Consider the following 26,691-nt stretch of genomic DNA (forward strand, 5'->3'; position numbering starts at 1 on the left):
ATGCGTTACGCCATCGTCTACTCCAGCAAAACAGGAAACACCGCGCTGCTCGCGCACCGTATCCAGTCGGTGCTCGGCGCGAACGACTGCGTCTACAGCGGCCCGCCCGACGGCAGGCCGCCCGAAGCGGAGCTTTTCTTCGTCGGATTTTGGACGGACAAGGGCGACTGCGACGCCGCCATCGACCATTTTCTTTCGCTGCTCGCGAGCAAGCGTGTGTTCCTCTTCGGTACGGCCGGCTTCGGGGGAAGTCCGGACTACTTTGAGCAAATTCTCGCGCGCGTACAGGCGCATCTTCCCAAGGATGCCGTGCTGGCCGGTTCGTTTATGTGCCAGGGCAAGATGCCGCCGTCCGTGCGGGAGCGGTACGAAGCCCTGCTCGCCGCCCATCCTGAGGACAAGCGCTTTCAGATGCTCCTGGAAAATTATGATGCCGCCCGCATCCATCCGAACGATGTGGATTTACTCCGCCTCGACGCCGCGCTGCGCGGCGCCTCCCTTCACGAGAAAGGATGATCGCTATGTCAAAGGTCCTTAAAATCTGGCTTTGGTTCGCCCTGATCGTCTGCACCCTTACGACCGTCCTGAACGCGTTGTCCGGACGCTATCTCTCGGCGTTCATCGCCATCGGCTCCATCGTCAGCCTGGGCGTGCTCCTCTTTGCCCGCCGCAGGATGGCGCTGTTCACCCTTTGCGGCTTCTATGCGCTTTCCTTTGTCGTCGGTATCTTTCAGGGAACCGCCGAGGGCACGAGCCTGCTGCTCGCCATCGGCGCATCGCTTCTAGGTTCCGCGGTCGTTCCCGTCGTCACCCTCCTACTGATGCGTGGGCAGGCGGAGACTTTCCGCTGACAGCACAATAGGGCGCCTCATAAAAACGCAAAGCAGAATCCACGCACTCGCCGTCCGCTGACGCAGGACAGGCGGGGGGTGGATTCTGCTTTTGCTGATCGCCGCGTCTCTCCTCGATCGCGTACCTTACAGAATTTTACCGTCCGTCGAAAGCGTGACGGCCTGCCAGGGAACGCTCTTTCCGCTGATGCGCAGCGCCTCTTTCAGCGCGTTCACGATGCCGCTGCAGCAGGGAACCTCCATGCGCACAACCGTGACGCTGCGCACGCCGCCCTGTTCCAGAATCGCCGCCAGTTTGTCCGCGTAATCGCATTCGTCCAGCTTGGGGCAGCCGATCAGCGTGACGCGGCCCTTCATGAATTTCTCGTGAAAGCCGCTGTAGGCATACGCCGTGCAGTCCGCCGCGATCAATAGGTCCGCGTCTTTCAGCCATGGCGCGCTTGCGGGCGCGAGCTTGATCTGTACCGGCCATTGCATGAGCTCGCTCGGGGGCTCCGATGGCTGCTGCATGCATGAAAGATCCGCATGCCGAAGCGTCTTCGCGCGCATTCCCGGACAGCCGCCGGGCTGCCGGACCTTCTGCCGGCTTTCCCGCACCGCCTTCTCGTCGTATGCCGGCGCTTCCCGCTTTTCAAATGAAATCGCGTTCGTGGGGCAGGCGGGCAGGCAGTCGCCCAAGCCGTCGCAGTAATCCTCGCGCAGCAGCTTTGCTTTACCGTCCACCATGCCGATCGCTCCCTCGTGGCACGCCTTTGCGCACCGGCCACAGCCGTCGCACTTTTCCGCATCGATGCGAATGATTTTGCGAATCATATCAAAACCCCTCTTTCTGTCGTCCATCGCTTGACTTTTCACGGTTGATTCTACTATACTTCCAGTAAAACGTCTGTTGTTTTTACGACGAAAGGAAGCACTTCATTTGGAAAAACAGCCTTTATTCCGCGGCATCGCGGAGCCTGAGCTTTCCCGCCTGCTTCGCTGCCTGATCAAAGCCCGAAAGACCTATGAAAAAGGGGCTTACATCTTCCGTGCCGGAGAGGCCTGCAAGCTCGTCGGCATCGTCGAATCCGGCGGCGTGCATGTGGTGCAGGAATCCTTTTGGGGCGACCGGTCGATTCTGACGCGCGTAGGCCCTGGCGGCGTTTTCGGGGAAGCCTTCCCCTGCGCCGGCATTGCTGTACTGCCGGTGAGCGCAGTGGCCGCCGAGAGCTGCCGGGTGCTTCTGCTGGATGCCGAAAAGCTGCTTGCCCCCTGTGATCCGGCATGTTCCGGCCACATACAGTTGATGGAAAATTTGCTGTCGATACTCGCCCGGAAAAATGTAATGCTGACCCAAAAGATGACGCACATCACCCGGCGCACTACGCGTGAAAAGCTGCTCTCCTACCTTTCGGAGCAGGCGCTTCGTTCCGGCAGCGCGGAATTCGATATCCCCTTTACCCGGCAGGAATTGGCCGATTATCTCGCAGTGGATCGCAGCGCTATGTCGGGCGTGCTTTGCGGCCTGCGAGATGAAGGAATTCTTCGCTTTCGCAAAAGCCACTTTTGCCTGATCCATCCTGCGAGCGACTGACACGAGGGGGGAGGCTTCCGACGGAAGCCTCCCCCCTCGTGTCAATGGCCTTTGTGTTTTTCCCGTTTCTGCCTCTGCCGGAGCGCAAACCGCCGCGCGGCGAAAAGCTCCCGCCTCTCGCGCTGCGCTTCTTTTCGCTGCGCCGCGTCCGACTCGCGCTGTGCCGACAGGGCGCGCTGCGCCTTCGTCCCGGGCTCCTGCGCGCAGAGCTTTCGCGCCTGCCGCTGCCGCCGCTTCGGGTTGCCCGCGAGCATCGGCGCGCCCTTTACGGCGATCGTCCGGGAAAGCCGGACGCCCGGCATGCCGGCAATCACCCAGGCGTAAACCTCCGCGTCGCTCGGCTCCGCGCCGAAGACGAACCTCGCGGCACAAAGACGCGTGCCCTCGCCGCATTCAACCAGACCGACCCAGAACGGGTCTTCAAAAAAGACCGTCAGTGCAATGTACACATTGCACGCCTCCTGTTCCCCGGCCAATTTTTAAAAAGCGGACGACCCCAGGAGGGAAGGCTACTGATCATGCGCTGCATGACGTCCGGACTACCAACCGAACCGTGTTTTTCTTTTTCGGCCGGTGGCTATAGTGTACCGCGTTTCAACTCAAAAGGCAATCTTCAGGCACGCCGAACGCCCTTCTTGGGCCGACGCAGGCCTGGATGTGCCTGCGCGCTCCAGGCACGGGGGTGCAGCAAAATCAGCATAGGGAAGATTTCGAGGCGCCCCGCCAGCATGCAGAAGGAGAGGAACACCTTGGACACCGAGCTGAATACGCTGTAATTGCCCGTCACGCCCACTTCGGAGCCAAAGCACGGACCCACGTTGGACAGCATGGAAAGCACTGCCGTAAAGTTCGTCGTCATGCTGAACCCGTCCACCGAAATAAATACCGTGCCGAGTACGAGCAGCAGGATAAACGCGAAAAAGAACAGGCCGATCTGCCCCAACGTGCTCTCCTCGATTGCCTTTCCATCCAGCTTTACGATGGACACGCGGCGCGGCATGAACGTATGCTCCACCTCGCGCCGCACATTTTTGACGAGCAGCAGTATGCGGATCGTCTTGACGCCGCCTGCCGTCGAGCCTGCGCAGGAGCCCATGAACATCAGCGCCATCAGCACCGCACGGCTGAGCTGCGGCCAGGCGTTGAAGTCGGCGGTCGAATAGCCCGTAGTCGAAACCACGCTGGCGACCTGAAAGGACGCGTAGCGCAGCGACTGCAAAACGCTGTTTCCGTAGAGCGGCAGGATGCTGCAGGTCACGATTGTGACGGCGACGGCCACGACGCTCAGGTAGACGATAACCTCCTCGTTGTGCAGCGCTTTGCGCATGCCGGAGGTTAAAATATGAAAGTAGAACGCAAAGTTCAGGCCGAACAGAAGCATGAAGACCGTCGTTATCGCGTCGATAGGCGCGGAGTTGTACGCGCCCACGGACAGGTTACGGTTGGAAAAGCCGCCCGTTCCAGCCGTTCCAAAGGCGTGAATGCAGGCGTCGTACGGGTTCATGCCCGCGAGAAGCAGCGCGAAGATGTTCGATACGGTGAGGATGATGTAGATGATGTAAAGGATCTTCGCCGTTTCACCCATGCGGGGTACGAGGCGGCTCACCTCCGGCCCGGGGGATTCCGCCCGCATCAGGTGCGACGTGCGCCCTGTCACCTTCGGGGTGATCGCCAGCGTCAGCACCAGCACGCCCATGCCCCCGATCCAGTGCGTAAAGCTGCGCCAGAACAGGACGCCGCGCGGCAGCGATTCGATTTCCGACAGGATGGACGCACCGGTCGTCGTAAAGCCGCTGACCGCCTCAAAGAAGGCGTCTACAAAGCGCGGGATCGCCCCGCTGAAAAAGAAGGGCAGACAGCCAAAAAGGCTGAGCAGGATCCAGCCCGCGCTCACCACCAGGAACCCTTCCCGGGCGTGCATGTCGTGCGTCTTGGGGCGTACCAGCGTGCTCAGCATCCCCCCGACGCATACGAGCAGGACGATGGTCGCAAGAAACGCCATTCTGTCCGGCCCCGCGTAGACCATCGACACGGAAAAAGAGGGCACCATGAGGATTGCTTCCAGCATGAGAATCTTGCCGAGCAGATTTCCCACAAGCCTGATGTTCACGCCTTACCTCCGCGCGCCTTGAGCACGTCCCTCAGATCGACGACGCCCTGCTGCTTGGTGATGATGATGACGAAGTCGCCGCCCAGGATGTAATCGTCGCCGAACGGCACGATGATCTGCCCGTCGCGCACGATGACCGCGACCAGCGTCTCCCGGCTGATGGACAGATCGCGCAGGGGCACGCGGATGTAGGGATCGCCCTCGGCGGCGATGAATTCCAGCGCTTCCGCCCGCCCTTCCAAAATACGGTACATTCGCTCGATGACCGTCCCGCGGCTGTTGGCGCGCGCGCGCACATAGCGCAGCAGCGTGTCGCAGGTGATCTGCTTGGGCGTAACGACGCTGTCGATCCCCATGGAGGAAACGATATCCGTATAGTTGGAGCGGTTGATCTTGACGACGACCTTCTTGACCCCCATCTTCTGCGCGTAGATGCCGGTCAGCAGGTTCTCCTCGTCCCGGTCGGTGAGCGCGATAAAGGCATCCATATCCCCGATGCCCTCCGACACGAGCAGTTCCTGATCCGTTCCGTCGCCCTGAATGACGTCCGCGTCCGGAAGCTGCTCGGCCAGCTGGTGCGCCTTGTGCTTGTCGATCTCGATGATGGTGACGTGCATGCCCAAGGTGGCGATCAGCTTGGCGAGGTAGAAGCTGATGCGCCCGCCGCCAAGCACCATGACGTTCTGGATGCGCAGCTCGTGCTTGCCCAGCTGACGGAAAAAGGCGGTGATGGTCGGGATATCCGCTGCCACGTGCACCCGATCTCCCGGCTCGATGACGGTATTGCCGCTTGGGATCACTGCCTCTCCAAAGCGCTCGATGGCGCAGTAGAGCACCTGCGGCAGCCCGGTTGCGCCGCTGCCCAGCTTGTAAAGCGGCACGCCGACCACGCGGTCGCCAGCCTGCGCGCGAAATTCCACCATCTCCACGCGTCCGCGCGCAAAAATCTCCACCTTGGAGGCAAAGGGATAGCGCAGCAGGCGGCTGATCTCCAGCGCAGTCGTGCGCTCCGGGTTGACCGCGAGGTCGATCGACAGCTCTTTTTTGATGAGCGAAAGACTGTTGTTGTACTCAGGGTCGCGGATGCGCGCGATGGCGTACTGCGCGCCCAGATGCTTTGCGATGAGGCAGCAGACCATATTCGTTTCGTCGCTCGCCGTCGCCGCGATGATGATGTCCGTGTGCTGAGCGTCCGCCTCGACCAGCGTCGGGATGTTCGCTCCGTTTCCCTTGATGCAAAGGACGTCGAGCGTATCGATGCTCTTGCTGAGCGCTGTCCCGCTCTTATCAATGATGACGACGTCATGTCCTTCTCTGGAAAGAGACTCCGCCAGCGTATGGCCAACCTTGCCGTCGCCGACAATCACTACCCGCATGCTGTACACTCCAATTATGTCATAATGCCAGATGAAGTCATTATAGCATATCGGCGTCACAGTTGACACATAAATCTTTGCGGCGGCACATTCTCCCAGGTTTTGCACCGATCCGTTCCCGCTTATGCTATAATATACCGACGAAACTGACGAGAGGTGTACCATGCAGATCGCTTCCCTTTTTCATCCGGGCCGTCCGGTCCTTTCCTTTGAAATTTTCCCGCCCAAAGGGGATCTGAGCCTCCCCCGCGCGCAGGAGGTTCTCCAGCGCCTTTCTCCCCTATCGCCCGATTTTGTGAGCGTCACCTGTTCCGCCGGAGGCGGCGGCAACAGCGAGCGAACCCTTGACATCGCTGCGGAGGCCCAGCGCTCCTTCGGGCTCACGGCGCTCGCGCACCAGACCTGCGCCGGGTTTACGCGGGATCAGGTCGCGCAAAACATCGCCCGCCTGCGCGCGTCCGGCGTTCAAAACGTGCTCGCGCTGCGGGGCGACGCTGCGAACGCGGGCGCTCCGCTCGCCTACGTGCACGCGAGCGAGCTCATCCTGACGCTGCACGACGCCGGGCTCTGCGTGGGCGCTGCCTGCTACCCCGAAGGACATATCGCCTGCGATACGCTCACCGGCGATCTTCTGCACATGAAGGAAAAGGAGGACGCGGGCGCTTCCTTCTTCATCAGCCAGCTTTTCTTTGAGAACGATATCTTCTTCCGCTTTCTCGACAGCGCGCGTGCCGCAGGCCTTCGCGCGCCCATCTGCGCGGGCGTCATGCCCATCCTGAGCAAGAGCCAGATTTCCCGCATGATCTTCCTGTGCGGCGCTTCTCTTCCCGCCGCGGTTGTCCGCCTGCTCAACCGTTACGAGGCAGACGAAGCTTCCCTCCGCAGCGCGGGCATCGACATGGCTGCGGAGCAGGTGCTGGGGCTTCTCTCGGCAGGCGTGGACGGCGTCCACCTTTACACCATGAACCATCCGGACATCGCAGAGCGCGAGCTCGCTTATCTGAAGGGGAGAGGCTATGTACGCGCCTGAAATCGACCGCGCGGAGATGCTGCGCTATCTTGGTTACGACGCTCGGCAGCCGGATGCCCGTACCGGGCAGCGCATCGAGGCGATGCTCGACCGCTGCAAGCAGGAGGCCCGTCCCGCCTGGCGCTATGCGATCGCGGATCTCGGCATTCTGGACGGCGTTCCGCATCTGCTTCCGTGGGGCATTCCGCTTCCCGGCAAGGCGATCACAAGGCACCTGGCCGGAGCAAAAAAGTGCGCAGTCCTCGCGGTGACGCTGGGCCTCGGCGCGGAACGCGCACTGCGCACCGCGCAGCAGCGGAGCATTGCCGACGCCCTTTTGCTAGACGCAGCGATGAGCGCCTGCGTGGAAGCCGCCGCCGACGCCTGCAGCCGCGAAGTCGCCCAGGAAGCCGCCCGCCTGGGGCTCAGGGCCGGCGCCCGTTTCAGCCCCGGGTATGCCGATCTGCCGCTTTGCTGCCAGCAGATTTTTGAAAGCCTGCTGGACATGCAAAAGCAGCTCGGCATTCACCTCACGTCCGGCTATCTGCTCCTGCCGCAAAAGAGCGTCACCGCATTCATAGGGCTGTTTCCGGACGAGCCGGTGATCCAGGAGTCCGGCTGCAAAACCTGTGCGCTCTGCCCCGAATGCGCCTATCGCAAAAATGGGCCCTGCCCTAGCGGTCGAATCGGCTTAAAGGAGGAATCCGATGTTTCACTTTGACGGCGACTTTCTCATCTTCGACGGCGCCATGGGCACGATGCTCCAATGCAACGGCCTCGCGCCCGGCGAACTGCCCGAACAGTTCAATCTGACCGCGCCCGATGTCGTTTCCGCCATCCATCGCGCCTACGTAGAAGCCGGAAGCGACGTGGTCTCGACCAACACGTTTGGTGCGAACGCACTAAAATTGGGGGATCAGGTCGAGGCCGTCGTAGGGGCAGGCGTCCGCCTCGCTCGCGCTGCGTCGCCCCGATACGTCGCGCTGGACCTCGGCCCCACAGGTGCGCTGCTGGAACCCATCGGCAGCCTCTCGTTCGAGGAGGCATACGCCCTCTACGCCCAGCAGGTCGAGGCGGGCGCAAGGGCGGGTGCGGACCTCGTGCTGATCGAAACGATGAGCGATCTGTTGGAGGTCCGGGCGGCTATCCTCGCCGCCCGTGAGCATTCCTCCCTGCCTGTCTTCGCGACGATGACCTTCGCGCAGGACGGACGCACCTTCCTGGGAACCGACCCAGAAACCGCCGCGATCACGCTGGAGGCGCTGGGCGTCAGCGCGCTGGGCGTCAACTGCTCGCTGGGCCCAAAGGAACTGCTCCCCATCGTCCGACGCATGGCCGCCGTGACGCACGTTCCTCTCCTCGTGCAGGCAAACGCCGGGCTTCCGCGCATGGAAGATGGCCAGACCGTGTACGACGTGACGCCGGAGACATTCGCCGCCTGCGCCGTCGAAATGGCGGGCATGGGCGTCACGCTCTTCGGCGGATGCTGCGGTACGACGCCCGAGCACATCCGTGCGCTGCGCACCGCGCTTTCCTCAACGCGGCCCGTGCGCCGCGCGGCTCCGGATTTCCTGGCGGTCACGAGCGGACAGCGCACCGTGTTTTTGAGCTCCGGCCCCGCCGTCGTCGGCGAACGCATTAACCCTACCGGCAAGCGCCGTCTGAAGGAAGCGCTTCGCTCCGGCGACGACGAATACGTGGTAAAGGAGGCGCTCTCGCAGCAGGATGCGGGCGCGGATCTGCTGGACGTCAACGCCGGCCTGCCCGACATCGACGAACCGGCGGTGCTCTCGCGGCTCGTGCGCGCCATTCAGGCCGTTTCGCCGCTGCCGCTTCAAATTGATTCCGCCGACCCCTCCGCCATCGAGGCCGCCGTGCGTGTCTATAACGGAAAACCGATCATCAACTCGGTAAACGGCAAGGAAGAGAGCCTGCGCACGATTCTGCCCATTGCGCGCCGCTACGGTGCGGCCGTCGTTGGCCTGACGCTCGATGATTCGGGTATTCCCGCTACGGCAGAGGGACGCTTCGCCATCGCGGAGCGCATTCTGAATCGCGCGCTCGCCCTCGGCATTCCCCGCTCCGACGTCCTCATCGACTGCCTGACGCTCACCGCCTCCACGCACCAGTCGCAGGTTCTGGAAACGGTGCAGGCGCTACGGATGGTCAAGGAGCGGCTGGGGCTGTACACCGTGCTGGGCGTCAGCAACGTTTCCTTCGGGCTGCCCGCCCGCGAATCGCTCAACGCAGCGTTCCTCGCCGCCGCGCTGGGCGCGGGGCTCGACCTGCCCATCATCAATCCCCTCTCCGCCTCCATGCAGACGGTTCTTGCCTATCGCGTGCTCTGCGGGCAGGATACGGGCGCCGCGCACTTCATCGAATGCGCAGCGGCACAGGCCCCTGCGTCTCCCGCGCAGAACGAAAGCGCCGACCTGCGCACGCTCATTCTGGGCGGACGCAAGGGACAAATCGTGAACGCGCTGCGCGCGCTGCCGCCTACGGAGACGCCGCTTTCGATCATCAACGAGCGCTTTATCCCCGCGCTGGACGAGGTCGGCGCGCGCTTTGAACGAGGCGAAATCTTTTTGCCGCAGCTCATGGCCTCCGCCGAGGCGGTTAAAGCAGGCTTTGACTACCTGCACGGCCTCGAAAGGACGCCGCGGGAGGCAGCGAAAGGCCCCATCCTCCTGGCTACCGTCAAGGACGACATACACGACATCGGCAAAAATATCGTGCGCATGCTGCTGGAAAACTACGGTTACCGGGTGATCGACCTGGGGCGTGACGTGCCGCCGGAGGAGATCGTGGAAACGGTGCGCCGCGAGGGCGTGCGCCTCGTTGGACTCAGCGCGCTGATGACTACCACCGTCAAATCCATGCAGCGAACGATCACGGCGATTCGTGAAGCCGGCGCGGATTGCCGCGTCATGGTCGGCGGCGCGGTGCTCACGCCGGAATATGCCAAAATGGTCGGCGCGGACTATTATGCGCGTGACGCCGCGGAAGCGGCGCGCATTGCGGGCGAATTCTTTTCAAAGGAAGCGTAAAGGCCTCTAACCGCAAAAAATCCGCCCTCAGGCGGATTTTTTCGCAGAAAAATTGCTTCTTGCGACGCATGCAAGAACGTACGGCGTAAATGGCCGTCCGGAAGAAAAGGCTTACTTGACCGAACCCAGGATACCCTCAACGAAGCTCTTCTGGAGCGCGAAGAATAGCAAGAGCGTCGGGATCGTGCAGATCGACACAGCCAGCATCACCATGCCGTAATCGACCACATAGACGTCCATCGTATTGGCGATCAGGATCGGCATCGTAATCTGCCCCGGACTTTGCAAAATGACCAAAGGCCATAGATACGCGTTCCACGTATTCATGAACGTCACCGTCGCGGCCGCCGCGTAGGTCGGCTTCATGATGGGCATGTACATCTGAAGAAAGATGCGGAACTCGCCCAGCCCATCGATGCGCGCCGCCTGAATGATCGCGTCAGGGAACGTCTGCGTTCCCTGACGGAACATGAAGATCAGGAACGCCGTCGAAATCGAGGGCAACATGACGCCGAGCAGCGTGTTGTTCAGCTTGAGCTGACTGAACATGCGGAACATCGGGATCAGCGTCGCGGCCGCAGGCACCATCATGGAGAGCATCAGAAGGCTCATGACCATGTTCTTGTACTTATCGCGATAGACCACGAAACCGTAGCCCGCGAGGGAGCTCACGAACAGCGCCACCAGCGTCGTCACCGTCGCGTTGCGCAGGCTGTTGAAAAACGCCGTGCCCACCTTGTAGTTCCCCGTCAGCGCCTTCCAGTTTTCTATCAGGTTTGCGCCCGGCAGCATCCGCATTTCCATGATCGCCTGGTTGGAGTTCGTCGCGGAAACGAGCATCCAGTAGAACGGGAAGGCCGACAGGAACGCGGCCAACGTCAAAAAGGCGTACTTTGCCACGCGCGCGGGATGTACCTTTCTGTGCCTTGCCTTGATTTGGCTCATTCCTTGTCACCTACCTTCATCTGGATAAACGCGAGGATCGCGACCATGATGAATATCGTGTACGCGAGCGCCGACGCGTAACCGAACTGCGGCACCTGCTCGAACGTCAGCTTGTAAATGTACGTCGATATCGTGGTCGTCGCATTGTTCGGCCCGCCCTTCGTCATGTTCTTGACCTCGTCGAAGAGCTGCAGCGTACCGTTGGTGGAAAGCACCGTCGTCATCAGGATGACGGGCTTGAGCAGCGGAACGGTGATCTTCGTAAACTGCTGCACCGAGGATGCGCCGTCGATGCGCGCCGCCTCGTACACCTGATAGTCGATGTTTTGCAGGCCCGCCAGATAGAAGATCATGTTGTAGCCCGTCCAGCGCCAGAGCATCGTGACGATGATGATGATCCTCGCGCTCATCGGGGAGGTCAGGAAGGGAAACGGCTCGGATATGAATCCCCAGCTCAGCAGCAGCGTGTTCACGAGGCCCGAAGGTGAAAAAATCTGCTTGAAGATGATCGAGCAGGACACCAGCGACGTGGCGCACGGCAGGAAGATCAGCGTTCTGAAGACGCCCTTGAACTTCAGCGTCTTGTCGTTGAGCAGGGAAGCCAGCAGCAGGGCCATCACGAGCATGATCGGCACCTGAATGATCAGATAGAAGAACGTGTTGCCGACCGCCTGAATGTAAACCTTATCCTTAAAAAGGCGCGTGTAGTTGTTAAGGCCGTTCCAGCTCAGGTTATTCCCCTTGCCCTTTTGCAGGGAAAGGATGAATGCCTCAATCATCGGATAGAAGCAGAGCACGAGGATGAGCGCGACCGCCGGCAGGATGAACAGCCATCCTACACGGTTGATGTGGTGCTCAAGGCCCCGGCTTTTCTTTCGGGGCTTCGCATTGGTTGTGGTCATGCCGATCGCCTCCAACTCTTTGAAAAGAGGGATGCCGGACTCCGTCCGGCATCCCTGCTGGGAACACGCAAGGATTACTCTTCCATCAGGAACTCGACCGTGGCCTGCGCTTCGTCGATCAGCGCATCCAGATCGCCGCCGTCGCGATACGCCTGCAGGGCGTCGCGCAGGGCGTCGCGCGCTTCGTAGTTGTACAGCTGCAGGTTGACCTTCGGGATCTGGGCGGAGTACGCCATGATGTCCGCGAAGACCGGCTGGCCGCCGAAGAATTCGTGCGGCTCGGCATACGCGGCGCCTTCCGCCGCGGGCAGGTAGGTCGCGATCGCGCCGGAGGACTTCAGGATCGTCTGATAGAAGTCAGAGGAGCCCGCAAACGTCTTGTTCAGGAAGTCTACCGCCACCTCGGCGTTCTTGGAACTGCTTAGCACCAGCCAGGAAGAACCGCCCTGGTTGGAATAGTTCGTGGCGCCCTCAACCTCCAGACGCGGGATGTTCGTGACGCCCCATTCGCCCTTCTGGTCATCCGCCAGCACGACGGAGCCCAGGATCCAGCAGCCCTGGATGGTGGAAGCGGCCTTGCCGGTGTTCAGCGCGCTGATGTACTCGGCCCAGTCGACCGCCTCATACACGATGCCCGCATCCGCCAGTTCCTTCACGGCCTCCAGCGTCGCCTTGATGACTTCGTTGCCTGCGAGGTTGGCCTTGCCCTCGTCGTCGAAATACCAGGTGCCGGCCGACTGCGGAACCATCATCAGGAAGTCCGCAAAGCCCATTTCGCAGGTCAGAATCGGCATGCCGGTCTTTTCCTTGACGTCCTTGCCGATCTCGATGAAGCGCTTCCAGGTGATGTCGGTCACGTCCGCGAGGGTATACCCGGCCTTTTCCAGCACGTCGGTGCGGATGAACATGGCCGCGCAGCCGTTGTCAAACGGCACGGAATAATTCTTGCCCTCGGATACAAAGTAGTTGACCTTGAAGTCCGCAAAGTTGGAATAGTCCACCTTGTCCGTCAGGTCGTAGTACATGCCCGGGAAGGTCTGCAAAAACTTCTGGCCGGAATTGTCCTGCATGAGCACGATGTCGGGCAGGTCGTCATACTGTCCGGACGTGAAGGCGGCCGTCTGACGGGTCTCACAGTCCGCAGAGGAAACCTCGACCACATTGACCGTCACGTCGGGGTTGATTTCCTTGTAGATTTTTGCAGCTTCGTTCATGGCGTAGATGTTGAAGGCCGGATCCCAGCACCATACGGTGAGGGTGGTCTCTTCCGCGCCCGCCACGACCGCAAAGGACGACAGCATGACGGCTGCGAGAAGCAGAGCTAGGAACTTTTTCATTGGGCACTCCTCCGTTTTATTTGATATTTCACACAGAGACGTCCTTTTGAAGTGCGGCGTCCCTGTTATGAACCAACGAAAGCGCTTACGGTTTTGCTGTTGCTCCCGCACCGGCGTTTATATTTTCGTCCAGCCGCCGGCTCGAAAAGAGACGAGGTTCCCGCCTGTCAACCCGATTATATTTTAATAGACACCCTTGAAATCGGAACGCAGAGAAGCATTGTCGCTTTTTCTCATTCCGATTCTTTCTTTTTGGGCCATGTCACAAAACATATGCATAACGTGATTGCATTTTTGTTCAATCCGTCCATAACAATATAACCGTTCTCCATTCATTTGTCAATACCTCTTTCTGTCTTTTTTCCGCAGGCTTTTGTATATTCACACCATTTATGCATTATAAAAGCGCTTTCTTGTTGATGAAAGCGCTTTCTATTGTGTGTATTAAAATTCCAGCTATTCAAACGCGCGCAGTTTTTCTCCGATAAAGGGGAGCACGTATGCCTCGCCGCGGTAAGCGTGCAGCATCATCTGCACACGCACGACGGCGTTTGCGCAAACGACGGCCAGGCGCGCGACGTTAAAGAGCGCCGCCAGCAGCCATCCCAACAGCGGAATCCAGGAGAAGGCGAGCGCGCAAACCCAGAGCAGCAGCGACACAAACACAAAAACCGCCAGCAGCCCTGTCGACTGCACTGCATACCGGTGCACCGCCTGGCTGCGCTTGTCCGCAAAGTACAAAAACAGTCCGAACACACCCAGCATGGAGGCGAGCGTGCAAATCAGGTTGACCGTTAGGTTGGTCGAGAGGATCGTCGGCTGCGGCTTTCTGTCCGGTTCCGGCTGACCGTAGGGCTCATAGGGCTCCTCGTAAACCGGCTGCTCGTAGACCGGCTGCTCATAAGCCTCCTCTTCGTTTTCCTCGTAGAGCGGTTCCTCCGGCTGGCCGCCCGCCCAACCGTCGTTTTCCTCAAACGGGCCGTCTCCCCATTCGTTCATCAGCGGTCCTCCTTCCTGTCGCGCGGGGGTTCCATCTCAGCGCTTTGCCTTCGCGCCCTTACTTCCGTTGGCGTATCCCTGCAGAATTGTGGAATCGTATGCGAATACGTTGTGATTTTTGTCCGCGTTCGCCTTAAACGCGTACTCGGTCAGCTTCTCCACCAGTTCGGGGTACTTGATGCCGCAGGCATCCCACAGGTAAAAGGCCAGCGAGCCGGGGATCGTGTTGACCTCGCCTACGTAGAGTTCGTCCGTCTTGGAGTCGATCATAAAATCGATGCGCACGGTTCCCTTGCAGTCCAGCACACGGAAAATATCGCGCGAAAGCTCCTGAATGCGCCGGGTCATTTCCTCCGGAATCGGCGCGGGCACGACGCGGGAGAGGGACTGCATCCCCTTGCTTCCGCCCGTCTTCGAGGCGTTTTTGAGATACTTCTGCGCGAAATCCAGCATGTCGTCGCCGGTGATCGGCATTTCGCAAGCGGACGCCTGCACCTGCGCCCCGTACCCCATCACCGCGCAGTTGACCTCCACCGGCTCCGCCAGGCCCGCCTCCACCAGAATGCGCCGGTCGTAAGCGGCCGCGCCGTCGATCGCTTTTTCCAGGGACGCCCGATCCACAGCGCGCGAGATGCCGATGGAGGAGCCTAGGTTGGCGGGTTTTATGAAGAGCGGATAGGCGAGCCGCTTTTCAATCCGATCCAGTATTTCCGAGCGCTTCTCGTGCCACAGGTCCCGCGTGAACCAATCGCCGTCCAGCACCGGAAAACCAGCGCCCCGAAACAGCATCTTCATCGCGATTTTGTCCATGCCGACCGACGAGCCGAGCAGCCCGGCGCTGGTGTAGGGAATATTGGCCAGCTCCAACATGCCCTGCACCGTACCATCCTCGCCGTTAAGGCCGTGCAGAACCGGCACCGCCACGTCGATGTGACAAAGCGGCTTCATCTCCCTGCGGTGGAACAGCCCGCCCTCCTGCCGGGGAGGCCATGCCCACAGATCGCCCGCGTTCGCGCTCGTATCCAACTGCACGCGTGTGATACCCTCCGTTTGGGGATCGAACGTTCGAAAAGCCTCGATCCTGCGCAGCGGCGCGCCCGTGTACCACAGACCGTCGCGCGTCACGTACAGCGGAACGACGCGGTAGCCCGCCTTGTCCGCCGCATCCATAAACTGCAGCGCGGAGATGATCGAAACGTCGTGTTCACAGGAACGGCTGCCGAAGATGACCGCCATCGTCAGGTTGTTCAAGGGATAACCTCCTTTATTTGCGCGCCAGGCAGACGAGGCAAAGCCCGTCTTTAAAAAACAGCAATCAACCGATGTCCCGTCCGCTCAGGTCTCACTGTAATTGTCGGGCAGGTCGTTTTCATAGAGCACCGTATCGCCGGGACGCATGAGCGTCCCCAACACCCGGGTGCTCTCGTCCAGATTCGCGACCACGTGCAGGCAGCTTTCGTCAAAGCCCGCATCGAGAAGACCTTTGCGGATCGGCGCGGTATGCCGCCGCCCCACGAGGATCGCAATATCCGCGCTCTGCGCCATCTCGCGGCCAAACGCCTCGTTGAACGCGTCCTCTTCCCCGCCCAGCTCCACCATGCCGGGGGTGATGATGATGCGCCGCTGCGGAAAGCCCTTCAGCACGCGCAGCGCTGCCTGCGCTCCGCGCGGGTTCGCGTTAAACGCGTCGTCGATGACCGTGACGCCGCCCTTCCCCTCGATCAGCTGCAGACGATGCTCCACAGGCGTGCACTTGCCGATGCCGCGTGCGATCTCCTCCAGCGTCAGGCCCAGGCATTGCGCTGTCGTCGCGCAAAGCAGCAGGTTGCCGATGGCGTGCTCGCCCAGCAGCTTCGTCTCGCAGGAGACGCGCTTTCCGGACTCCTGAACCAGTTCAAATCTGCTGCCGAACGGGCCGACCGTCAGGTTCTCCACCCGCAATCCTTCGCCCGCGAGGTGCTTGCCCTTCAGCCCGCATCCCGTAAACAGCTCCTCACAGATCGCGCCGTCGCGCGCAAAGACCGCGGTGCCGTCCTCCGGCAATCCCTCGATCAGCTCGTACTTCGTATGCTTGATGTTTTCAAGCGTGCCGAACGTGTCCAGATGCTGCGGCCCGACCGAGGTGAGAAGCCCGACCGTAGGATGCACCAGCTCCACGAGCTCCTTGATGTCCCCCACGTGGCGCGCGCCCATCTCCGCGATGAATACCTCGTGATAGGGCTGCAGCTTTTCACGTATAACGCGCGTTACGCCCATGGGCGTGTTAAAGCTCGAAGGCGTCACCAGCACGTTGTAGCGCTCCGACAGGATCGTGCCGAGCAAAAACTTGGTGCTCGTCTTGCCGTAACTGCCCGTGATGCCGATGCGGATCAGGCCCGGCCTTGCATCCAGCCTTTGCTGCGCGTCGCGGAAGAAGCCCATGTTGATATGCCGTTCGACCGGCTCTGCGATCATCGCCGCCAGCGCCACGATCAGGGGCAGCAGCGCCGGCAGCGCGGCGATACCCGCCAGGTTCAAAAGCGCCCCGCAAAGGACGAAGAGGATGAACGTCACCGCCGCGAGGATGCCGTACAGCCGCTTCACGCGCGGCGTTAAGACGAGCGGCTTTTTGGCTTTTCCACGCCGCATCGAGAGGTTCAGCAGTCCGGCCGCCAGGATCACAGCCAGCCATGCCAGCGGCAGGCTCCATCGATAGGGTGCATAGCGTCCGATCAGGTTTATCATCGGAAGGCAAAGAAAGCCCACCGCCGCGAGGATAACGCCGGGCGCGAGCGCCTGCGCTGCATTGCGCCTGACCGAGCGAAAATAGCCCGGCAGCTGGTAGCTCTCCAGCTGCAAAAAGTGCACCAGCCTCCGCGCGCAGAGGACGACAGCGCCGGTAGCGAGCACGAGCAGCAGTAAAATGGACAGGGCGCGAAGGATGAACCCCATTTATCGCTCCCCCCTTCTATCTTCCAGCAAAAAGTGCCGGACGATGCGCGTAAACTCGCCCAAATGCTCCAGATACGCAAAATGCCCGCATCCCGGCACGGTAATCAACCCCGCGTCGGGAATTTCCTTCTCCATTGCCTGCCCCATCCACAGCGGCGTAGCGTCGTCCTGCTCGCCCCAATAGAGCAGGGTCGGCGCTTTAATGCCGGGCAGGCACGCGCGCAAATCCTGATTCACGACCTTTACGAATGTCTTTCGCATCTCCGGGTCCAGCGCTTTGTAGTCGGCCGAACCGTAGCGCTGAATCAGTGCCTCGCGCGCGCGGTCCGCGGCGGTCGAAAGCACCGGCACCTTGCCCGCCGCATCGACGACGGAGCGAAGGCGTTTGTAGGCGCTCGACCGCTTCTTTCCCGCCTCGTCCTGCGGCGCGCGAAGGCCTGCGCCGCCGGTTAAGACGACGCGCCCCACGAGCTGCGGGCGCGTGGACGCGAGCATCAGCGTCACGCGTCCGCCGAACGAGTGCGCGACGATGTCGCACGGTGCGATTTTAAACGTTTCGATCAGCTCCTGCGTAAGCTTTGCAAATTCCGGCACCCCCCAGGGCTGCGGCGGCCGCCCGGACTGCCCGTGACCCGGGAAGTCGAAGCAGGTGACCCGCATGCCGTCTGCCAGCGCCTCTGCGACGCCGTCCATCAGCTTGGTTGAGCAGCCCCAGCCGTGCAGCAGCAGCACGTCCGGCCCTTGCCCCCGCTGCTCCACGTATATCTTCACGCCGCATAGTTCAACGAACATGGCGTACTCCTCCTAAAAATCACGCTGCCCTTATTGTATGACAGCTTCTATCTATTTTACCCGATTTTCCCCCAAAAGAAAAGTCTTTCCAATGCTTTGGGGGATTCGCCACGCTTTCTGCCCTTAGGGTGCCTCTTTTTCGCACAAAAAAAGCGGAACGCTCTGCGTTTTCCGCCTTTATTCCTCCGCCCCGTCTCCCGGCTGCCCCGCGAACTGGCAGTACATGATGAGCGCGTCCTCTTTATTGTCCTCATAATACCGCTTGCGATATCCCACGTCCAGAAAACCGACCTTGTGGTAGAGCGCCTGCGCCCCCGCATTGGAGCGGCGCACCTCCAGCGTGATGAGCCCCATGCAGGTGTCCTGCGCGAGCTGCATCAGCGCGCGCACGATTGCTTCGCCGTAGCCTTTGCGTCTGAAGGACGGGTGCACCGCTACGTTCGTGACGTGCGCCTCGTCGATGATCAACCACATGCCCGCATAGGCCACGAGCCTGCCGTCCTCGCACAGCGCCAGCCAGCGCGCCGCGATGTTTTCCGTGATGTCATGGCGGATCGAGGCTTCCGACCAGGGCATCGGGAAACAGAGGCTCTCGATTTCATGTACGGCGGCGACGTCCGCCTCCGTCAGCGGCCTGATGATCACGTCATGCATGGCGCTGTGCCTCCCGCGCGGCGCGTTCCCGCTCCGCCTGCGGCGCGCGCAGATAGAGCGGCATCAGGTGCAGAAAATCGTCCGCCTCCTGCGCGCGCATTTCCGCCAGCACCGCCGCGCTGCCTGCGCGCAGCCCACGCAGGTGCGCGGGAGCGAAGGCCGCCTGATCGCCGAGCGCCTCCCGAATCGCGCCCTCAAAGACCGGAGCGCCGTCCCCGAGGAAGAGCGCCCGCCTTCCCAGCGCTTTTACCTTGGGCAGGAACTCCGCAAGCTTCTCCGCCGTATCGTCCATCAGCCGCACAGGCGGCACACCCGCCTCAAACACCGCGCCGTAGACCTGCTGCGCGCGTGCGTCCAGAATCGGGCAGACGATCCCGTCAAAGCTCCAGATCCCCGCGGCGAGCGCCTCCAATGCATCCACTCCGACGCAGGGCTTGTTGACCGCGTGCGCCAGTGCCTTGACCGTCGATACGCCGATCCGCACCCCGGTGAACGACCCGGGGCCGACGACCGCCGCGAACAGGTCGACTTCGTTCGTTTGAAGCCCCGTGCCCGCGAGTCCCTGCTCGACCATGGGCATGATGCACTGCGAATGCGTCATGCCGTGCGTGAGCTCGCATTCAAACGCAAGGCGCCCGTCCTTTAAAACCGCGACGCCCGCCGAAGGGCCGGACGTATCGATACATAAAACGTTCATTTTTCCGCACCTCCAAGCGTCTTCAGAGGGCCGGCATCAAAGCCGCCCTCCGGCGAAAGGGCGATGCGCCGTCGTTCGGGCGCGTCCCCGTCATAGGTGATCGTCGCCCGCAGGCAGCGTTCCGGCATCGCCTCCGCCGCCTGCGAGGGCCATTCGACGAGCGCGACGCCGTCCGTCCCGATCATCTCGTCCAGGCCCATCTCGTAGAGCGCGTCGGCCCCCTCGAGCCTGTACAGGTCGAAGTGATACAGCCGCCCACGCGTCCCCTCGTGCACGTTGACGATGGTAAACGTCGGGCTGGGCACCGGTCCCTCGACACCCATTCCGCGCGCCACGCCGCGGGAAAAGACGCTCTTACCCGCGCCCATCTCCCCCTCCAGCAGCACGACGTCGCCCGCACGCAGACGAGCGCCCAGGCTTTTGCCCAGGCGCATCGTCTCCTCTTCGCTGTCGGTGATGAATTGAACCATGATACCTCCCAATGTTACGCGCGCTTCTCGTGCAGGAAGGGCGACACGTGCTTGTAGAGCAGGAACGTGACCACGCCGAGGGCGATACCCTTGAGCAGGTTGAACGGCGCGGTGATGAGCGCGACGAAGGAGAACTTGCTGTGGATCGCCGGAATGACCGCCGTACCCGCCTCGATGATCTTTTCCATCGGCATGAAGGCCGTATAAAACGGCAGCATGATGTAGTAATTGACGATTGCACCGAGAACCGCCATCACCACCGTGCCGATGCCAAGGCCGATCAGCGCGCTTTTAAGCGACTTGCGCCGGCTGTACAGCAGCGATGAAATTACCACCAGCGCGCCGGACATGATGAAATCCGCCAGCTCACCGATGCCGCCGGAGCTGGAGACGAGCAGGTGAATCAAGTCCTTGATGAGCACCGTCGCCAGACCGTACGCCGGCCCCATCGCGAAACCGGCGATGATCGCGGGCAGCGTGCTGAAGTCCAGCTTGTAAAAGGGGACGCCCACCGGGATTTCGATGAAGAACAAAATTGCGGCGATGGCGGATAGGATGGCCGTGCGGGTAAGTTTGAAGACGTTCTGATTGCGCATGGGGTTGCCTCCTCATTTTCTTTTCCGAAACGGCACACGGCCCCTGAAGGCTGAGCGATCAGGGGCCGTTTTTTTCGGCTGATGCATAGGAGAAAAGCTCTTCTTCCATCCAGACTGTACTGTCGGCCCCGGAATCACACCGGGTCTTGCCTTACGGCTCGCGGGCTATACCGCCGGTGGGGAATCACACCCCGCCCTGAAGATCCTTCAATCGCGCCATGCGCTTATTCAGTTGAACTTATTATAGGCACGGCTTTGCCGCCTGTCAATACGTTTTTGCCAAAAGATCACTTGCTTCTTACGCCGCGCACGATCCGCTGAATGCTCTTTTCGGACAGGTAATAGTCCTGCGCCAGCTGGGCGATCCGTTCTCCGCGCTCATAGCGCTTTCTGATCTCCAGATCGCGGCACATGCGCTCCTGGCGGCTGCGCGTCTCTTCTCCCCATTGCTTTCGGTTCTGTTCCTTGCGCGGGATGTAAAGGCATCCCCCGTCGATATACGTCTGTATCGTCTCGATGACTTCCGCGGGCAGGACGTCCCGCGCGTTTTGATAGCGCATGCTGCTCCCCCTAAAACATGATTTCAGGTTCGAGCAGAGGCTATTCACTTGCTTCGGCGCGGTCTGCGCCGGTTTATTGCCGCATGCGATAGCCCCTGCTAAGCATGCTGAATCTCTTTAAGCATATTTTCTATGTTCCTTTCTTCTCTATTCTGATTCATCATACCCGATTTCGGGCCGGATGACAAGCAGCGCGCCGCCGCCGGACCGGAGCGCGTCCCGCTCGACAACGAGCGCGCCCGCGCGCGCCATGCGCCTGTAGGCTTCCCGGGATATTCCGAGCTTACCGCACAGCAGCCTGTCCAGCCGCGCACGCGTGGGTTTTCCGCCCTCGATTTCGATGCGCGCCGGTTCCGTCAGCCCGCGCAGGTCGATCGCCTCGCCGGTCAAACCGTACTCCAGCCGCGTCTCACAAAGGCGCATGCGGTTTTTCTGCCAGAGCAGCGGATCGCTCGCGCAGCATGCCGCCTCCTCCGGGTCGTTTTGAAGATAACGCCTGTACGTATCCGGGGCGATTTCTTCCGGCCGCACGCGCGAGACCACCTCCATGTTCCATGTCTTTTGGCAGGCTTCGCACTTGTAGATCAAAAAGACGTCGAGCCTGCGCCCGTTTGCGTTTACGCGAAACATGTTCGTTGGGAAAAAGACCCGCATCTCGCCGCAGCAGGCGCACCTTCGCAAAACCCCCGGCAGCCCCGCCGCCGAAAGCGTCCATCGTATCGTATGCAATTTTATAGCCCCTTCGCATCGTCAAAATAGGTCGTGCAAGCGACGTGCGAGTCGGCTGGCCCTCACGCAGCTATACACTTTTTCGAGATCAACGACGCTCTGTGGGCTCGGTCATGCGCTGCGCCTCCTTTGATTTCCTACCTAAGCCATTGTACCAAAAAGAAAAACCGCCGCCCACCTCAAGCTCGTTTCTCAAACGAGTTTGAGGTGGGCGGCAGGCCATGCCGTTTTTTAGCGAACTTCCATCATCACTGCGCCTTCAGGACGGATGGAGAGCACGGTGCACGCACCCGCGCCGAAGGAAGCTTCGAGCTTCTTCACGTAGGCGTCCAGCAGGCTGTCCGGCACGAAGGCCTGAATCGTTCCTGCGAAGCCGCCGCCGTGCACGCGCCATGCGCCGCTTCCCTTCAGCACGCGGCGGCTGAGCTCCAGCGCCAGCGCCATCTGTTCCTCCAGCGGGCGCGCATAGACGTTTTGCAGCAGCTTCCAGCTGCTCTCGCCCGACTCGATCACCAGCGAAAGAAACGCGCCCAGGTCGTCCTTGCGAAGCGCCGCCACCTGCATGGGCACGCGCGCATTGTCGTCGTAAAAGTGAAGCGCCCGCAGGATCGCGCGGTCGGACACCTTGCCGCGCAGCTTCGGGATCGCCGCTTCCATCTCCGCCGGGTCGATCTCGCGCAGCACCTTTCTGCCAAACTGCGCCGCAACCGCCTTCATTTCCGCCGGAATCGCCGCGTAGTCGTCCGTCAGGTCGCCGTGGTCGCCGCCGGTGTTGACGACGACCAGCGAATACCCCTTCGCCTTGAAGTCGTAGGGCAGCGCTTCCACGACCGGCGTCGGGTCCTTGAAGTCGATCGTCACCAGCCCGCCGACAGAGCTCGCCATCTGATCCATCAGGCCGCAAGGCTTGCCGAAGTGCAGGTTTTCCGCACGCTGTGCGATCTGTGCCCGCTCCTTGGCGTCGAGCACCCAGCCGTTATAGAGCCCGTCCAAAATCGCGGCCATCAGCACCTCGAACGCAGCCGACGAGGAAAGCCCGGAACCGCGCAGCACGTTGCTCGTCACCGCCGCATGAAAGCCGCCGACCTTGTAGCCCAGCTCGGTCATCCGCGCCGCGACACCGCGGATCAGCGCCGCCGTCGTTCCCAGCTCGTCCTCGCGTACCGACAGATCCGCCGTATCCACCGTGATCGGGCGATACCCCTCGCTGTCCACTACGATCACGCCGTCCGCGCTCTTCGTCACCGCCGCCACGGTATCCAGGTTTACCGCCGCCGCCAGCACCCGGCCCAGGTTGTGGTCCGTGTGGTTGCCGCCGATCTCCGTGCGCCCCGGCGCGGAGAAGAAGCAAATGTCGCCGTCTGCCCTGCCAAAGCGGGCTTCATGGCGCTCGATCAGCTTGGCGTACCGCGCACGCTGCGCTGCCAAGGTATTTTCATCCCTGCCGTAGAGGGATGCAAGGCGCTCCGCACCTTCCTGTGACTTTGCGTAAGCTGTCCACTTTTCCAGCATCGTCATGTGTTTTCACGCTCCCATCGCCGTTCGCTCGCGGCTTGATGCCCCTATTATTCGCAATTTTTCCCCGATTGTCAATACCCCTGGGCGTTTTTATGCGTGGATTTTTTCGCAGTTTACGCAATTTTACCGCATTTCCCGCTTGTGCGGGCGGTGGGGATGCGCTATAATGAAATCATGATTTTGAGCAGGAGGAATGTCCGATGTCTTATTCTGTCGCCTCCGCCATGGAAACGCTGGTCGCCTTTGCCGTTTCCCATGGTCTGATCGATGAGGAGGACCGTTTTTACGCCCGAAACGGCCTGCTCGACGCCCTTCAAATGGATGCGCCTCTGGAAGGCGGCGAGGTGCTCGCGATTCCCGAAACCGCGACGCCGCTTCTCGCCGTGCTCCTAGACGAGGCCGTCCGCCGCGGCATCATCGAGGATACGCAGACCCGCCGCGATCTCTTTTCCGCGCGCCTGATGGGCCTGTTCACCGCGCCGCCCTCCGTCATTGCCGAGCGGTTTGAGCGCATCGCCCGGGAAGACGGCGTCGAGCGGGCGACCGATTGGTTCTACGCTCTTTGCCGCGCGAACGACTACATCCGCGTGGACGCCATCGCCCGCAACATCCGTTTCTTTGCGCCCAGCGAATACGGCGAGCTGGAAATCACGATCAACCTCTCCAAGCCCGAAAAGGATCCGCGCGACATCGCCGCCCTGCTCACGAAAAAGTCGGTCGAATACCCCAAGTGCATGCTCTGCCCGGAAAACACGGGCTACGCCGGACGCATCGACTTTCCCGCGCGCCAGACGCTGCGCGCGATTCCGCTCACGCTTGCGGGCGCGCCCTGGCACATGCAGTATTCGCCCTACCTTTATTATAACGAACACTGCATCGTCTTTAACGACCGGCACATCCCCATGTCCATCTCCCGCGGTACGTTTGAGCGCTTGCTCGAGTTCGTCACGCGCTTCCCGCACTACTTCATCGGCTCCAACGCCGATCTGCCCATCGTCGGAGGGTCCATCCTCAACCACGACCACTTCCAGGGCGGCCGTCATCACTTCCCGATGGAGCGCGCAGGTGCGTACGGCGAGGCCGTCCACCCCGATTACCCGGATGTCCGGGTCGAACTGGTTTCCTGGCCGCTGACGACCCTGCGACTGCACGGCGGCACGCCCGATTCCCTGTGCGCGTTGGCCGAACACGTGCTTTCCTGCTGGCGCGGTTACAGCGACGAATCCCTTGGCATCCTTTCCCGCACCGGCGACACGCCGCACAACACCATCACCCCGATCGCCCGGCGCGAGGGCGCGGGCTACGTGCTCGACCTGGTGCTGCGCAACAATCGCACGACCGAAGAACTGCCGCTCGGCATCTTCCATCCGCATCCCGACCTGCATCACATCAAGAAGGAAAACATCGGCCTGATCGAAGTCATGGGCCTGTTTATCCTGCCAGGCCGCCTACAAAAGGAGCTGGCCGCGCTCGAAGAGGCGCTCTGCGGCGTCCGCACTCTCGCGTCTATCCGGGAGGACGAGCAGTTGGCGGCCCACGCGGCATGGATCGAAGAAATCGCCGAAAAGACGGGCTGCCGCCTAACGCCCGAAGCGGCCGCAGAGACGGTCCGCGCAGAGCTCACGAAAAAGTGCGCGCGCGTCCTGTACGACGCAGGCGTCTACAAGCTGGATGAGGCTGGAAAATCCGGCGTAAAACGTTTTTTACAAAAAGCAGGTTTTTCCGCCTGAAAAGCGAATACAAAAAGAAGATCGGAACGGTTCGATCTTCTTTTTCTGTCCATTTTCACGCGTCAACTTTCATTTTCGAGAGGTTTTTGCATGCTGATTTATCTGATCCGCCACGGCCAGACCGATTGGAACTGCCGCCGCCTGTTTCAGGGCGAGCTCGATATCCCGCTGAATGATCAGGGGCTCGCACAGGCGGAGGGCATCGGCAGACGTTTTCAGGGCGTCCCCATCGACCGCATCTACCACAGCCCGCTTTCCCGCGCCAAGAATACGGCCGAAGCGCTCGCGCGCTATACGGGCGCGCCGCTTACCTCCATCGACGGCCTGCACGAAATCTGCATGGGCGATTGGCAGGGAAAGACGTTCGCGCAGGCCGAGGCCGAAAATCCGCAGTGGGCGCGCCGTTTTCAGGAGGACCCCGCCTGCCCCGCGCCAGGCGGAGAGTCCTTCCCCGACCTGCAGCGCCGGGCGCTCGTGGCGCTGAACGAGGTTCTGCAGGGGGACTGCGAAACCGTGGCCGTCGTCTCCCACGGCGCGCTGATTAAAACGCTGATCTGTTCCTTTCTGCATATGGGGCTTAACGCTCTGCACACATTTGACATTTCCAACGCCAGCGTTACCACCGTCCTGTACGAAAAGGAACGCTTTAAGGTCATCACGCTCAACGACGTCTGCCATCTGCCCGGCTCCTTTGCGCAGCTTGCGCAAAATAGCGCCGTCATCTGAAAATCGAGGAGGACTTGCAAATGACAACCCCGGCGACCCCTCCGCGCGAGGCGCCCCATCCTTCAAAGAAGCTCGTGACGATGTTCCTCGTGCTGCTCAAAATCGGCGCGTTTACGTTCGGCGGCGGGTGGAGCGTCATCGCGCAGATGGAACAGGAGTTCATCAAGAAGCGTCAGTACATCACGGACGAAAAGCTGCTGGACATCATCACCGTCGGGCGCTCCCTGCCGGGCATCATGATCATCAACATCGCCGTGCTCTTTGGGCATCACGTCGGCGGCGTCCTGGGCGGCGTGCTGGCGGCCTTCGCTATCGCCATTCCTTCCATCATCACCCTTTGCGTCGTGGCGCTCTTTTATGCAAGCGTACGCGATAACGTCTACGTGCAGAAGATGCTCACCGGCGTACGCGCGGCGGTCGTTCCCATCATCGTCAGCGCCGCCCTCAAGCTGCGCAAGGGCGCGATCGTGGATAGGATCACGCTCGTCATCGCTGTTGTCGGGTGCGTCCTTTGCCTGAGCGGCCGCATCAACAACCTGCTGCTCGTCGTCCTCGGCGGAATCGCCGGGCTCGTCATTCAGGGAAGGAGGGCCGCGAAATGATCTATCTTGAGCTTCTGCTCGCTTACATCCGCGTCGGCTTTTCCAGCTTCGGCGGCCAGTCGATGATCCCGCTCGTGCGTGCAGAGATGCTCGCGCACGGATGGCTGACCTCGTCGGAGCTGACCGACATCGTCGCCATCGCGGAAATGACGCCGGGCTCGTTCGGCATCAACTGCGCCACGTTCGTGGGGCTTCGTACGGCCGGCGTGCCGGGCGCCGTCATCGCCTCCATCGGCGCGATGTTCCCTTCGCTCACGTTGACCATGGTCGCCGCCTACTTTCTGGCTGCGTTCAAGGAAAGCCCGCTGCTCGAGCGCGGGCTGTACGGCATCCGCGCGGTGTGCCTGGGCATGATCGTCGCGGTCATCTTCTCCCTTGCGCCCGACAGCTACCTGATCGCCGGCGCAATCTCCATCCCGGCGGTGCTCATCGGTCTGCTCGGGCTGTACCTGACCGTCCGCCGCCAGATGAGCATCCCCAAGGTGATCGGCATTTCCGCTCTTCTCGGCCTGTTCATCGCGTAAGGCGTGCTTTTTC

Annotated in this window: 28 protein-coding genes and 1 riboswitch; of the genes, 10 read left to right on the top strand and 18 right to left on the bottom strand. The window is 61.2% G+C overall.

What is annotated here, in order from left to right; genetic code table 11:
- On the top strand, nt 1-516 hold the full coding sequence (gene bilS / locus C1725_RS11960; RefSeq protein ID WP_102411828.1) for a flavodoxin family protein BilS: 516 nt from the start codon (nt 1-3) through the stop codon (nt 514-516).
- A gap of 5 nt (nt 517-521) precedes the next feature.
- The gene (locus C1725_RS11965; protein ID WP_102411829.1) at nt 522-851 is read left to right on the top strand and encodes a hypothetical protein; all 330 of its coding nucleotides are present in this window, start codon (nt 522-524) and stop codon (nt 849-851) included.
- Between the two features lie 126 nt (nt 852-977).
- Here C1725_RS11965 and C1725_RS11970 read toward each other — a convergent pair whose 3' ends face one another.
- Nucleotides 978-1,664, bottom strand: a complete 687-nt coding sequence (locus tag C1725_RS11970) for a 4Fe-4S binding protein (protein WP_102411830.1) — start codon at nt 1,662-1,664, stop codon at nt 978-980.
- 106 nt (nt 1,665-1,770) lie between these two features.
- Here C1725_RS11970 and C1725_RS11975 point away from each other — a divergent pair, with 106 nt between their 5' ends.
- Nucleotides 1,771-2,424 (top strand): cyclic nucleotide-binding domain-containing protein, encoded by a 654-nt coding sequence (locus C1725_RS11975; RefSeq protein ID WP_102411831.1) that lies wholly within the window; start codon nt 1,771-1,773, stop codon nt 2,422-2,424.
- 41 nt (nt 2,425-2,465) lie between these two features.
- Here C1725_RS11975 and C1725_RS11980 read toward each other — a convergent pair whose 3' ends face one another.
- The 3 genes from C1725_RS11980 to trkA form a co-directional block, all read right to left on the bottom strand.
- On the bottom strand, nt 2,466-2,873 hold the full coding sequence (locus tag C1725_RS11980) for a DUF2992 family protein (protein ID WP_102411832.1): 408 nt from the start codon (nt 2,871-2,873) through the stop codon (nt 2,466-2,468).
- 164 nt (nt 2,874-3,037) lie between these two features.
- Nucleotides 3,038-4,534: a potassium transporter TrkG gene (locus C1725_RS11985; protein WP_102411833.1), complete on the bottom strand. Its 1,497-nt coding sequence runs from the start codon at nt 4,532-4,534 to the stop codon at nt 3,038-3,040.
- Entirely contained in the window at nt 4,531-5,910 is a 1,380-nt protein-coding gene (gene trkA, locus C1725_RS11990; protein ID WP_346026621.1) for a Trk system potassium transporter TrkA, read from the bottom strand. Before trkA ends, C1725_RS11985 begins: the two co-directional genes overlap by 4 nt.
- Nucleotides 5,911-6,073: 163 nt before the next feature.
- On the opposite strand from trkA, the gene C1725_RS11995 reads away from it, so the two are divergent.
- From C1725_RS11995 to C1725_RS12005, 3 genes are read left to right on the top strand one after another with little or no spacing between them, the layout of a single operon-like run.
- Nucleotides 6,074-6,940 carry a methylenetetrahydrofolate reductase gene (locus C1725_RS11995; RefSeq protein WP_102411835.1) on the top strand — a complete coding sequence of 289 codons (867 nt, stop codon included), beginning with the start codon at nt 6,074-6,076 and terminating at the stop codon, nt 6,938-6,940.
- A complete protein-coding gene (locus C1725_RS12000) occupies nt 6,927-7,640 on the top strand; it encodes a vitamin B12 dependent-methionine synthase activation domain-containing protein (protein ID WP_102411836.1) in 714 nt (237 codons plus the stop codon). The genes C1725_RS11995 and C1725_RS12000 overlap by 14 nt, the downstream gene beginning before the upstream one ends.
- The gene (locus tag C1725_RS12005; RefSeq protein WP_102411837.1) at nt 7,627-9,966 is read left to right on the top strand and encodes a homocysteine S-methyltransferase family protein; all 2,340 of its coding nucleotides are present in this window, start codon (nt 7,627-7,629) and stop codon (nt 9,964-9,966) included. The genes C1725_RS12000 and C1725_RS12005 overlap by 14 nt, the downstream gene beginning before the upstream one ends.
- Nucleotides 9,967-10,077: 111 nt before the next feature.
- Here the strand turns inward: C1725_RS12005 and C1725_RS12010 are convergent, their stop codons facing one another.
- The 14 genes from C1725_RS12010 to C1725_RS12075 all read right to left on the bottom strand — a co-directional run bounded on the left by C1725_RS12010 (nt 10,078) and on the right by C1725_RS12075 (nt 23,096).
- On the bottom strand, nt 10,078-10,911 hold the full coding sequence (locus C1725_RS12010; protein WP_102411838.1) for an ABC transporter permease subunit: 834 nt from the start codon (nt 10,909-10,911) through the stop codon (nt 10,078-10,080).
- On the bottom strand, nt 10,908-11,813 hold the full coding sequence (locus tag C1725_RS12015; RefSeq protein ID WP_102411839.1) for an ABC transporter permease subunit: 906 nt from the start codon (nt 11,811-11,813) through the stop codon (nt 10,908-10,910). The genes C1725_RS12010 and C1725_RS12015 overlap by 4 nt, the downstream gene beginning before the upstream one ends.
- A 74-nt stretch (nt 11,814-11,887) precedes the next feature.
- Complete coding sequence (locus tag C1725_RS12020) at nt 11,888-13,150, bottom strand: extracellular solute-binding protein (RefSeq protein ID WP_102411840.1); 1,263 nt, start codon at nt 13,148-13,150, stop codon at nt 11,888-11,890.
- Between the two features lie 456 nt (nt 13,151-13,606).
- A complete protein-coding gene (locus C1725_RS12025) occupies nt 13,607-14,149 on the bottom strand; it encodes a hypothetical protein (protein ID WP_102411841.1) in 543 nt (180 codons plus the stop codon).
- Nucleotides 14,150-14,185: 36 nt separating this feature from the next.
- Nucleotides 14,186-15,400, bottom strand: a complete 1,215-nt coding sequence (locus C1725_RS12030) for a D-alanine--D-alanine ligase (protein ID WP_102411842.1) — start codon at nt 15,398-15,400, stop codon at nt 14,186-14,188.
- A gap of 84 nt (nt 15,401-15,484) precedes the next feature.
- A complete protein-coding gene (locus C1725_RS12035) occupies nt 15,485-17,080 on the bottom strand; it encodes a Mur ligase family protein (RefSeq protein WP_102411843.1) in 1,596 nt (531 codons plus the stop codon).
- Complete coding sequence (locus C1725_RS12040; protein WP_102411844.1) at nt 17,081-17,872, bottom strand: alpha/beta fold hydrolase; 792 nt, start codon at nt 17,870-17,872, stop codon at nt 17,081-17,083.
- 177 nt (nt 17,873-18,049) lie between these two features.
- Nucleotides 18,050-18,526 (bottom strand): ribosomal protein S18-alanine N-acetyltransferase, encoded by a 477-nt coding sequence (gene rimI / locus C1725_RS12045; protein ID WP_102411845.1) that lies wholly within the window; start codon nt 18,524-18,526, stop codon nt 18,050-18,052.
- Nucleotides 18,519-19,223, bottom strand: coding sequence for a tRNA (adenosine(37)-N6)-threonylcarbamoyltransferase complex dimerization subunit type 1 TsaB (tsaB, locus tag C1725_RS12050; protein WP_102411846.1), 705 nt, complete (start codon nt 19,221-19,223; stop codon nt 18,519-18,521). The genes rimI and tsaB overlap by 8 nt, the downstream gene beginning before the upstream one ends.
- Nucleotides 19,220-19,693: a tRNA (adenosine(37)-N6)-threonylcarbamoyltransferase complex ATPase subunit type 1 TsaE gene (tsaE, locus tag C1725_RS12055; RefSeq protein WP_102411847.1), complete on the bottom strand. Its 474-nt coding sequence runs from the start codon at nt 19,691-19,693 to the stop codon at nt 19,220-19,222. The genes tsaB and tsaE overlap by 4 nt, the downstream gene beginning before the upstream one ends.
- Nucleotides 19,694-19,707: 14 nt before the next feature.
- Nucleotides 19,708-20,289, bottom strand: a complete 582-nt coding sequence (locus tag C1725_RS12060) for an ECF transporter S component (protein WP_102411848.1) — start codon at nt 20,287-20,289, stop codon at nt 19,708-19,710.
- Nucleotides 20,290-20,382: 93 nt separating this feature from the next.
- Nucleotides 20,383-20,497, bottom strand: a riboswitch (FMN riboswitch).
- 79 nt (nt 20,498-20,576) lie between these two features.
- On the bottom strand, nt 20,577-20,897 hold the full coding sequence (locus C1725_RS12065; RefSeq protein ID WP_102411849.1) for a CD3324 family protein: 321 nt from the start codon (nt 20,895-20,897) through the stop codon (nt 20,577-20,579).
- Between the two features lie 99 nt (nt 20,898-20,996).
- Nucleotides 20,997-21,578: a DUF1062 domain-containing protein gene (locus tag C1725_RS12070; RefSeq protein WP_146009239.1), complete on the bottom strand. Its 582-nt coding sequence runs from the start codon at nt 21,576-21,578 to the stop codon at nt 20,997-20,999.
- Between the two features lie 231 nt (nt 21,579-21,809).
- Nucleotides 21,810-23,096 carry a galactokinase gene (locus C1725_RS12075; RefSeq protein WP_346026622.1) on the bottom strand — a complete coding sequence of 429 codons (1,287 nt, stop codon included), beginning with the start codon at nt 23,094-23,096 and terminating at the stop codon, nt 21,810-21,812.
- 200 nt (nt 23,097-23,296) lie between these two features.
- On the opposite strand from C1725_RS12075, the gene C1725_RS12080 reads away from it, so the two are divergent.
- The 4 genes from C1725_RS12080 to C1725_RS12095 all read left to right on the top strand — a co-directional run bounded on the left by C1725_RS12080 (nt 23,297) and on the right by C1725_RS12095 (nt 26,678).
- Nucleotides 23,297-24,826, top strand: coding sequence for a UDP-glucose--hexose-1-phosphate uridylyltransferase (locus C1725_RS12080; RefSeq protein ID WP_102411851.1), 1,530 nt, complete (start codon nt 23,297-23,299; stop codon nt 24,824-24,826).
- A gap of 90 nt (nt 24,827-24,916) precedes the next feature.
- Complete coding sequence (locus C1725_RS12085; RefSeq protein WP_102411852.1) at nt 24,917-25,552, top strand: histidine phosphatase family protein; 636 nt, start codon at nt 24,917-24,919, stop codon at nt 25,550-25,552.
- Between the two features lie 20 nt (nt 25,553-25,572).
- On the top strand, nt 25,573-26,154 hold the full coding sequence (locus C1725_RS12090; RefSeq protein ID WP_102411853.1) for a chromate transporter: 582 nt from the start codon (nt 25,573-25,575) through the stop codon (nt 26,152-26,154).
- On the top strand, nt 26,151-26,678 hold the full coding sequence (locus C1725_RS12095; protein ID WP_102411854.1) for a chromate transporter: 528 nt from the start codon (nt 26,151-26,153) through the stop codon (nt 26,676-26,678). The genes C1725_RS12090 and C1725_RS12095 overlap by 4 nt, the downstream gene beginning before the upstream one ends.
- Nucleotides 26,679-26,691 lie beyond the last annotated feature (13 nt).

Source organism: Beduinella massiliensis (assembly GCF_900199405.1).
Classification (GTDB): Bacteria; Bacillota; Clostridia; order Christensenellales; family Aristaeellaceae; genus Beduinella; species Beduinella massiliensis.

What these genes read in the sequence shown, in the direction of transcription:
- bilS (WP_102411828.1), top strand. Translation starts at nt 1, where the DNA reads ATGCGTTACGCCATCGTCTACTCCAGCAAAACAGGAAACACCGCGCTG.
- C1725_RS11965 (WP_102411829.1), top strand. Translation starts at nt 522, where the DNA reads ATGTCAAAGGTCCTTAAAATCTGGCTTTGGTTCGCCCTGATCGTCTGC.
- C1725_RS11970 (WP_102411830.1), bottom strand. Translation starts at nt 1,664, where the DNA reads ATGATTCGCAAAATCATTCGCATCGATGCGGAAAAGTGCGACGGCTGT.
- trkA (WP_346026621.1), bottom strand. Translation starts at nt 5,910, where the DNA reads ATGCGGGTAGTGATTGTCGGCGACGGCAAGGTTGGCCATACGCTGGCG.
- C1725_RS11995 (WP_102411835.1), top strand. Translation starts at nt 6,074, where the DNA reads ATGCAGATCGCTTCCCTTTTTCATCCGGGCCGTCCGGTCCTTTCCTTT.
- C1725_RS12000 (WP_102411836.1), top strand. Translation starts at nt 6,927, where the DNA reads ATGTACGCGCCTGAAATCGACCGCGCGGAGATGCTGCGCTATCTTGGT.
- C1725_RS12005 (WP_102411837.1), top strand. Translation starts at nt 7,627, where the DNA reads ATGTTTCACTTTGACGGCGACTTTCTCATCTTCGACGGCGCCATGGGC.
- C1725_RS12010 (WP_102411838.1), bottom strand. Translation starts at nt 10,911, where the DNA reads ATGAGCCAAATCAAGGCAAGGCACAGAAAGGTACATCCCGCGCGCGTG.
- C1725_RS12015 (WP_102411839.1), bottom strand. Translation starts at nt 11,813, where the DNA reads ATGACCACAACCAATGCGAAGCCCCGAAAGAAAAGCCGGGGCCTTGAG.
- C1725_RS12020 (WP_102411840.1), bottom strand. Translation starts at nt 13,150, where the DNA reads ATGAAAAAGTTCCTAGCTCTGCTTCTCGCAGCCGTCATGCTGTCGTCC.
- C1725_RS12025 (WP_102411841.1), bottom strand. Translation starts at nt 14,149, where the DNA reads ATGAACGAATGGGGAGACGGCCCGTTTGAGGAAAACGACGGTTGGGCG.
- C1725_RS12035 (WP_102411843.1), bottom strand. Translation starts at nt 17,080, where the DNA reads ATGGGGTTCATCCTTCGCGCCCTGTCCATTTTACTGCTGCTCGTGCTC.
- C1725_RS12040 (WP_102411844.1), bottom strand. Translation starts at nt 17,872, where the DNA reads ATGTTCGTTGAACTATGCGGCGTGAAGATATACGTGGAGCAGCGGGGG.
- rimI (WP_102411845.1), bottom strand. Translation starts at nt 18,526, where the DNA reads ATGCATGACGTGATCATCAGGCCGCTGACGGAGGCGGACGTCGCCGCC.
- tsaB (WP_102411846.1), bottom strand. Translation starts at nt 19,223, where the DNA reads ATGAACGTTTTATGTATCGATACGTCCGGCCCTTCGGCGGGCGTCGCG.
- tsaE (WP_102411847.1), bottom strand. Translation starts at nt 19,693, where the DNA reads ATGGTTCAATTCATCACCGACAGCGAAGAGGAGACGATGCGCCTGGGC.
- C1725_RS12060 (WP_102411848.1), bottom strand. Translation starts at nt 20,289, where the DNA reads ATGCGCAATCAGAACGTCTTCAAACTTACCCGCACGGCCATCCTATCC.
- C1725_RS12075 (WP_346026622.1), bottom strand. Translation starts at nt 23,096, where the DNA reads ATGACGATGCTGGAAAAGTGGACAGCTTACGCAAAGTCACAGGAAGGT.
- C1725_RS12080 (WP_102411851.1), top strand. Translation starts at nt 23,297, where the DNA reads ATGTCTTATTCTGTCGCCTCCGCCATGGAAACGCTGGTCGCCTTTGCC.
- C1725_RS12085 (WP_102411852.1), top strand. Translation starts at nt 24,917, where the DNA reads ATGCTGATTTATCTGATCCGCCACGGCCAGACCGATTGGAACTGCCGC.
- C1725_RS12090 (WP_102411853.1), top strand. Translation starts at nt 25,573, where the DNA reads ATGACAACCCCGGCGACCCCTCCGCGCGAGGCGCCCCATCCTTCAAAG.
- C1725_RS12095 (WP_102411854.1), top strand. Translation starts at nt 26,151, where the DNA reads ATGATCTATCTTGAGCTTCTGCTCGCTTACATCCGCGTCGGCTTTTCC.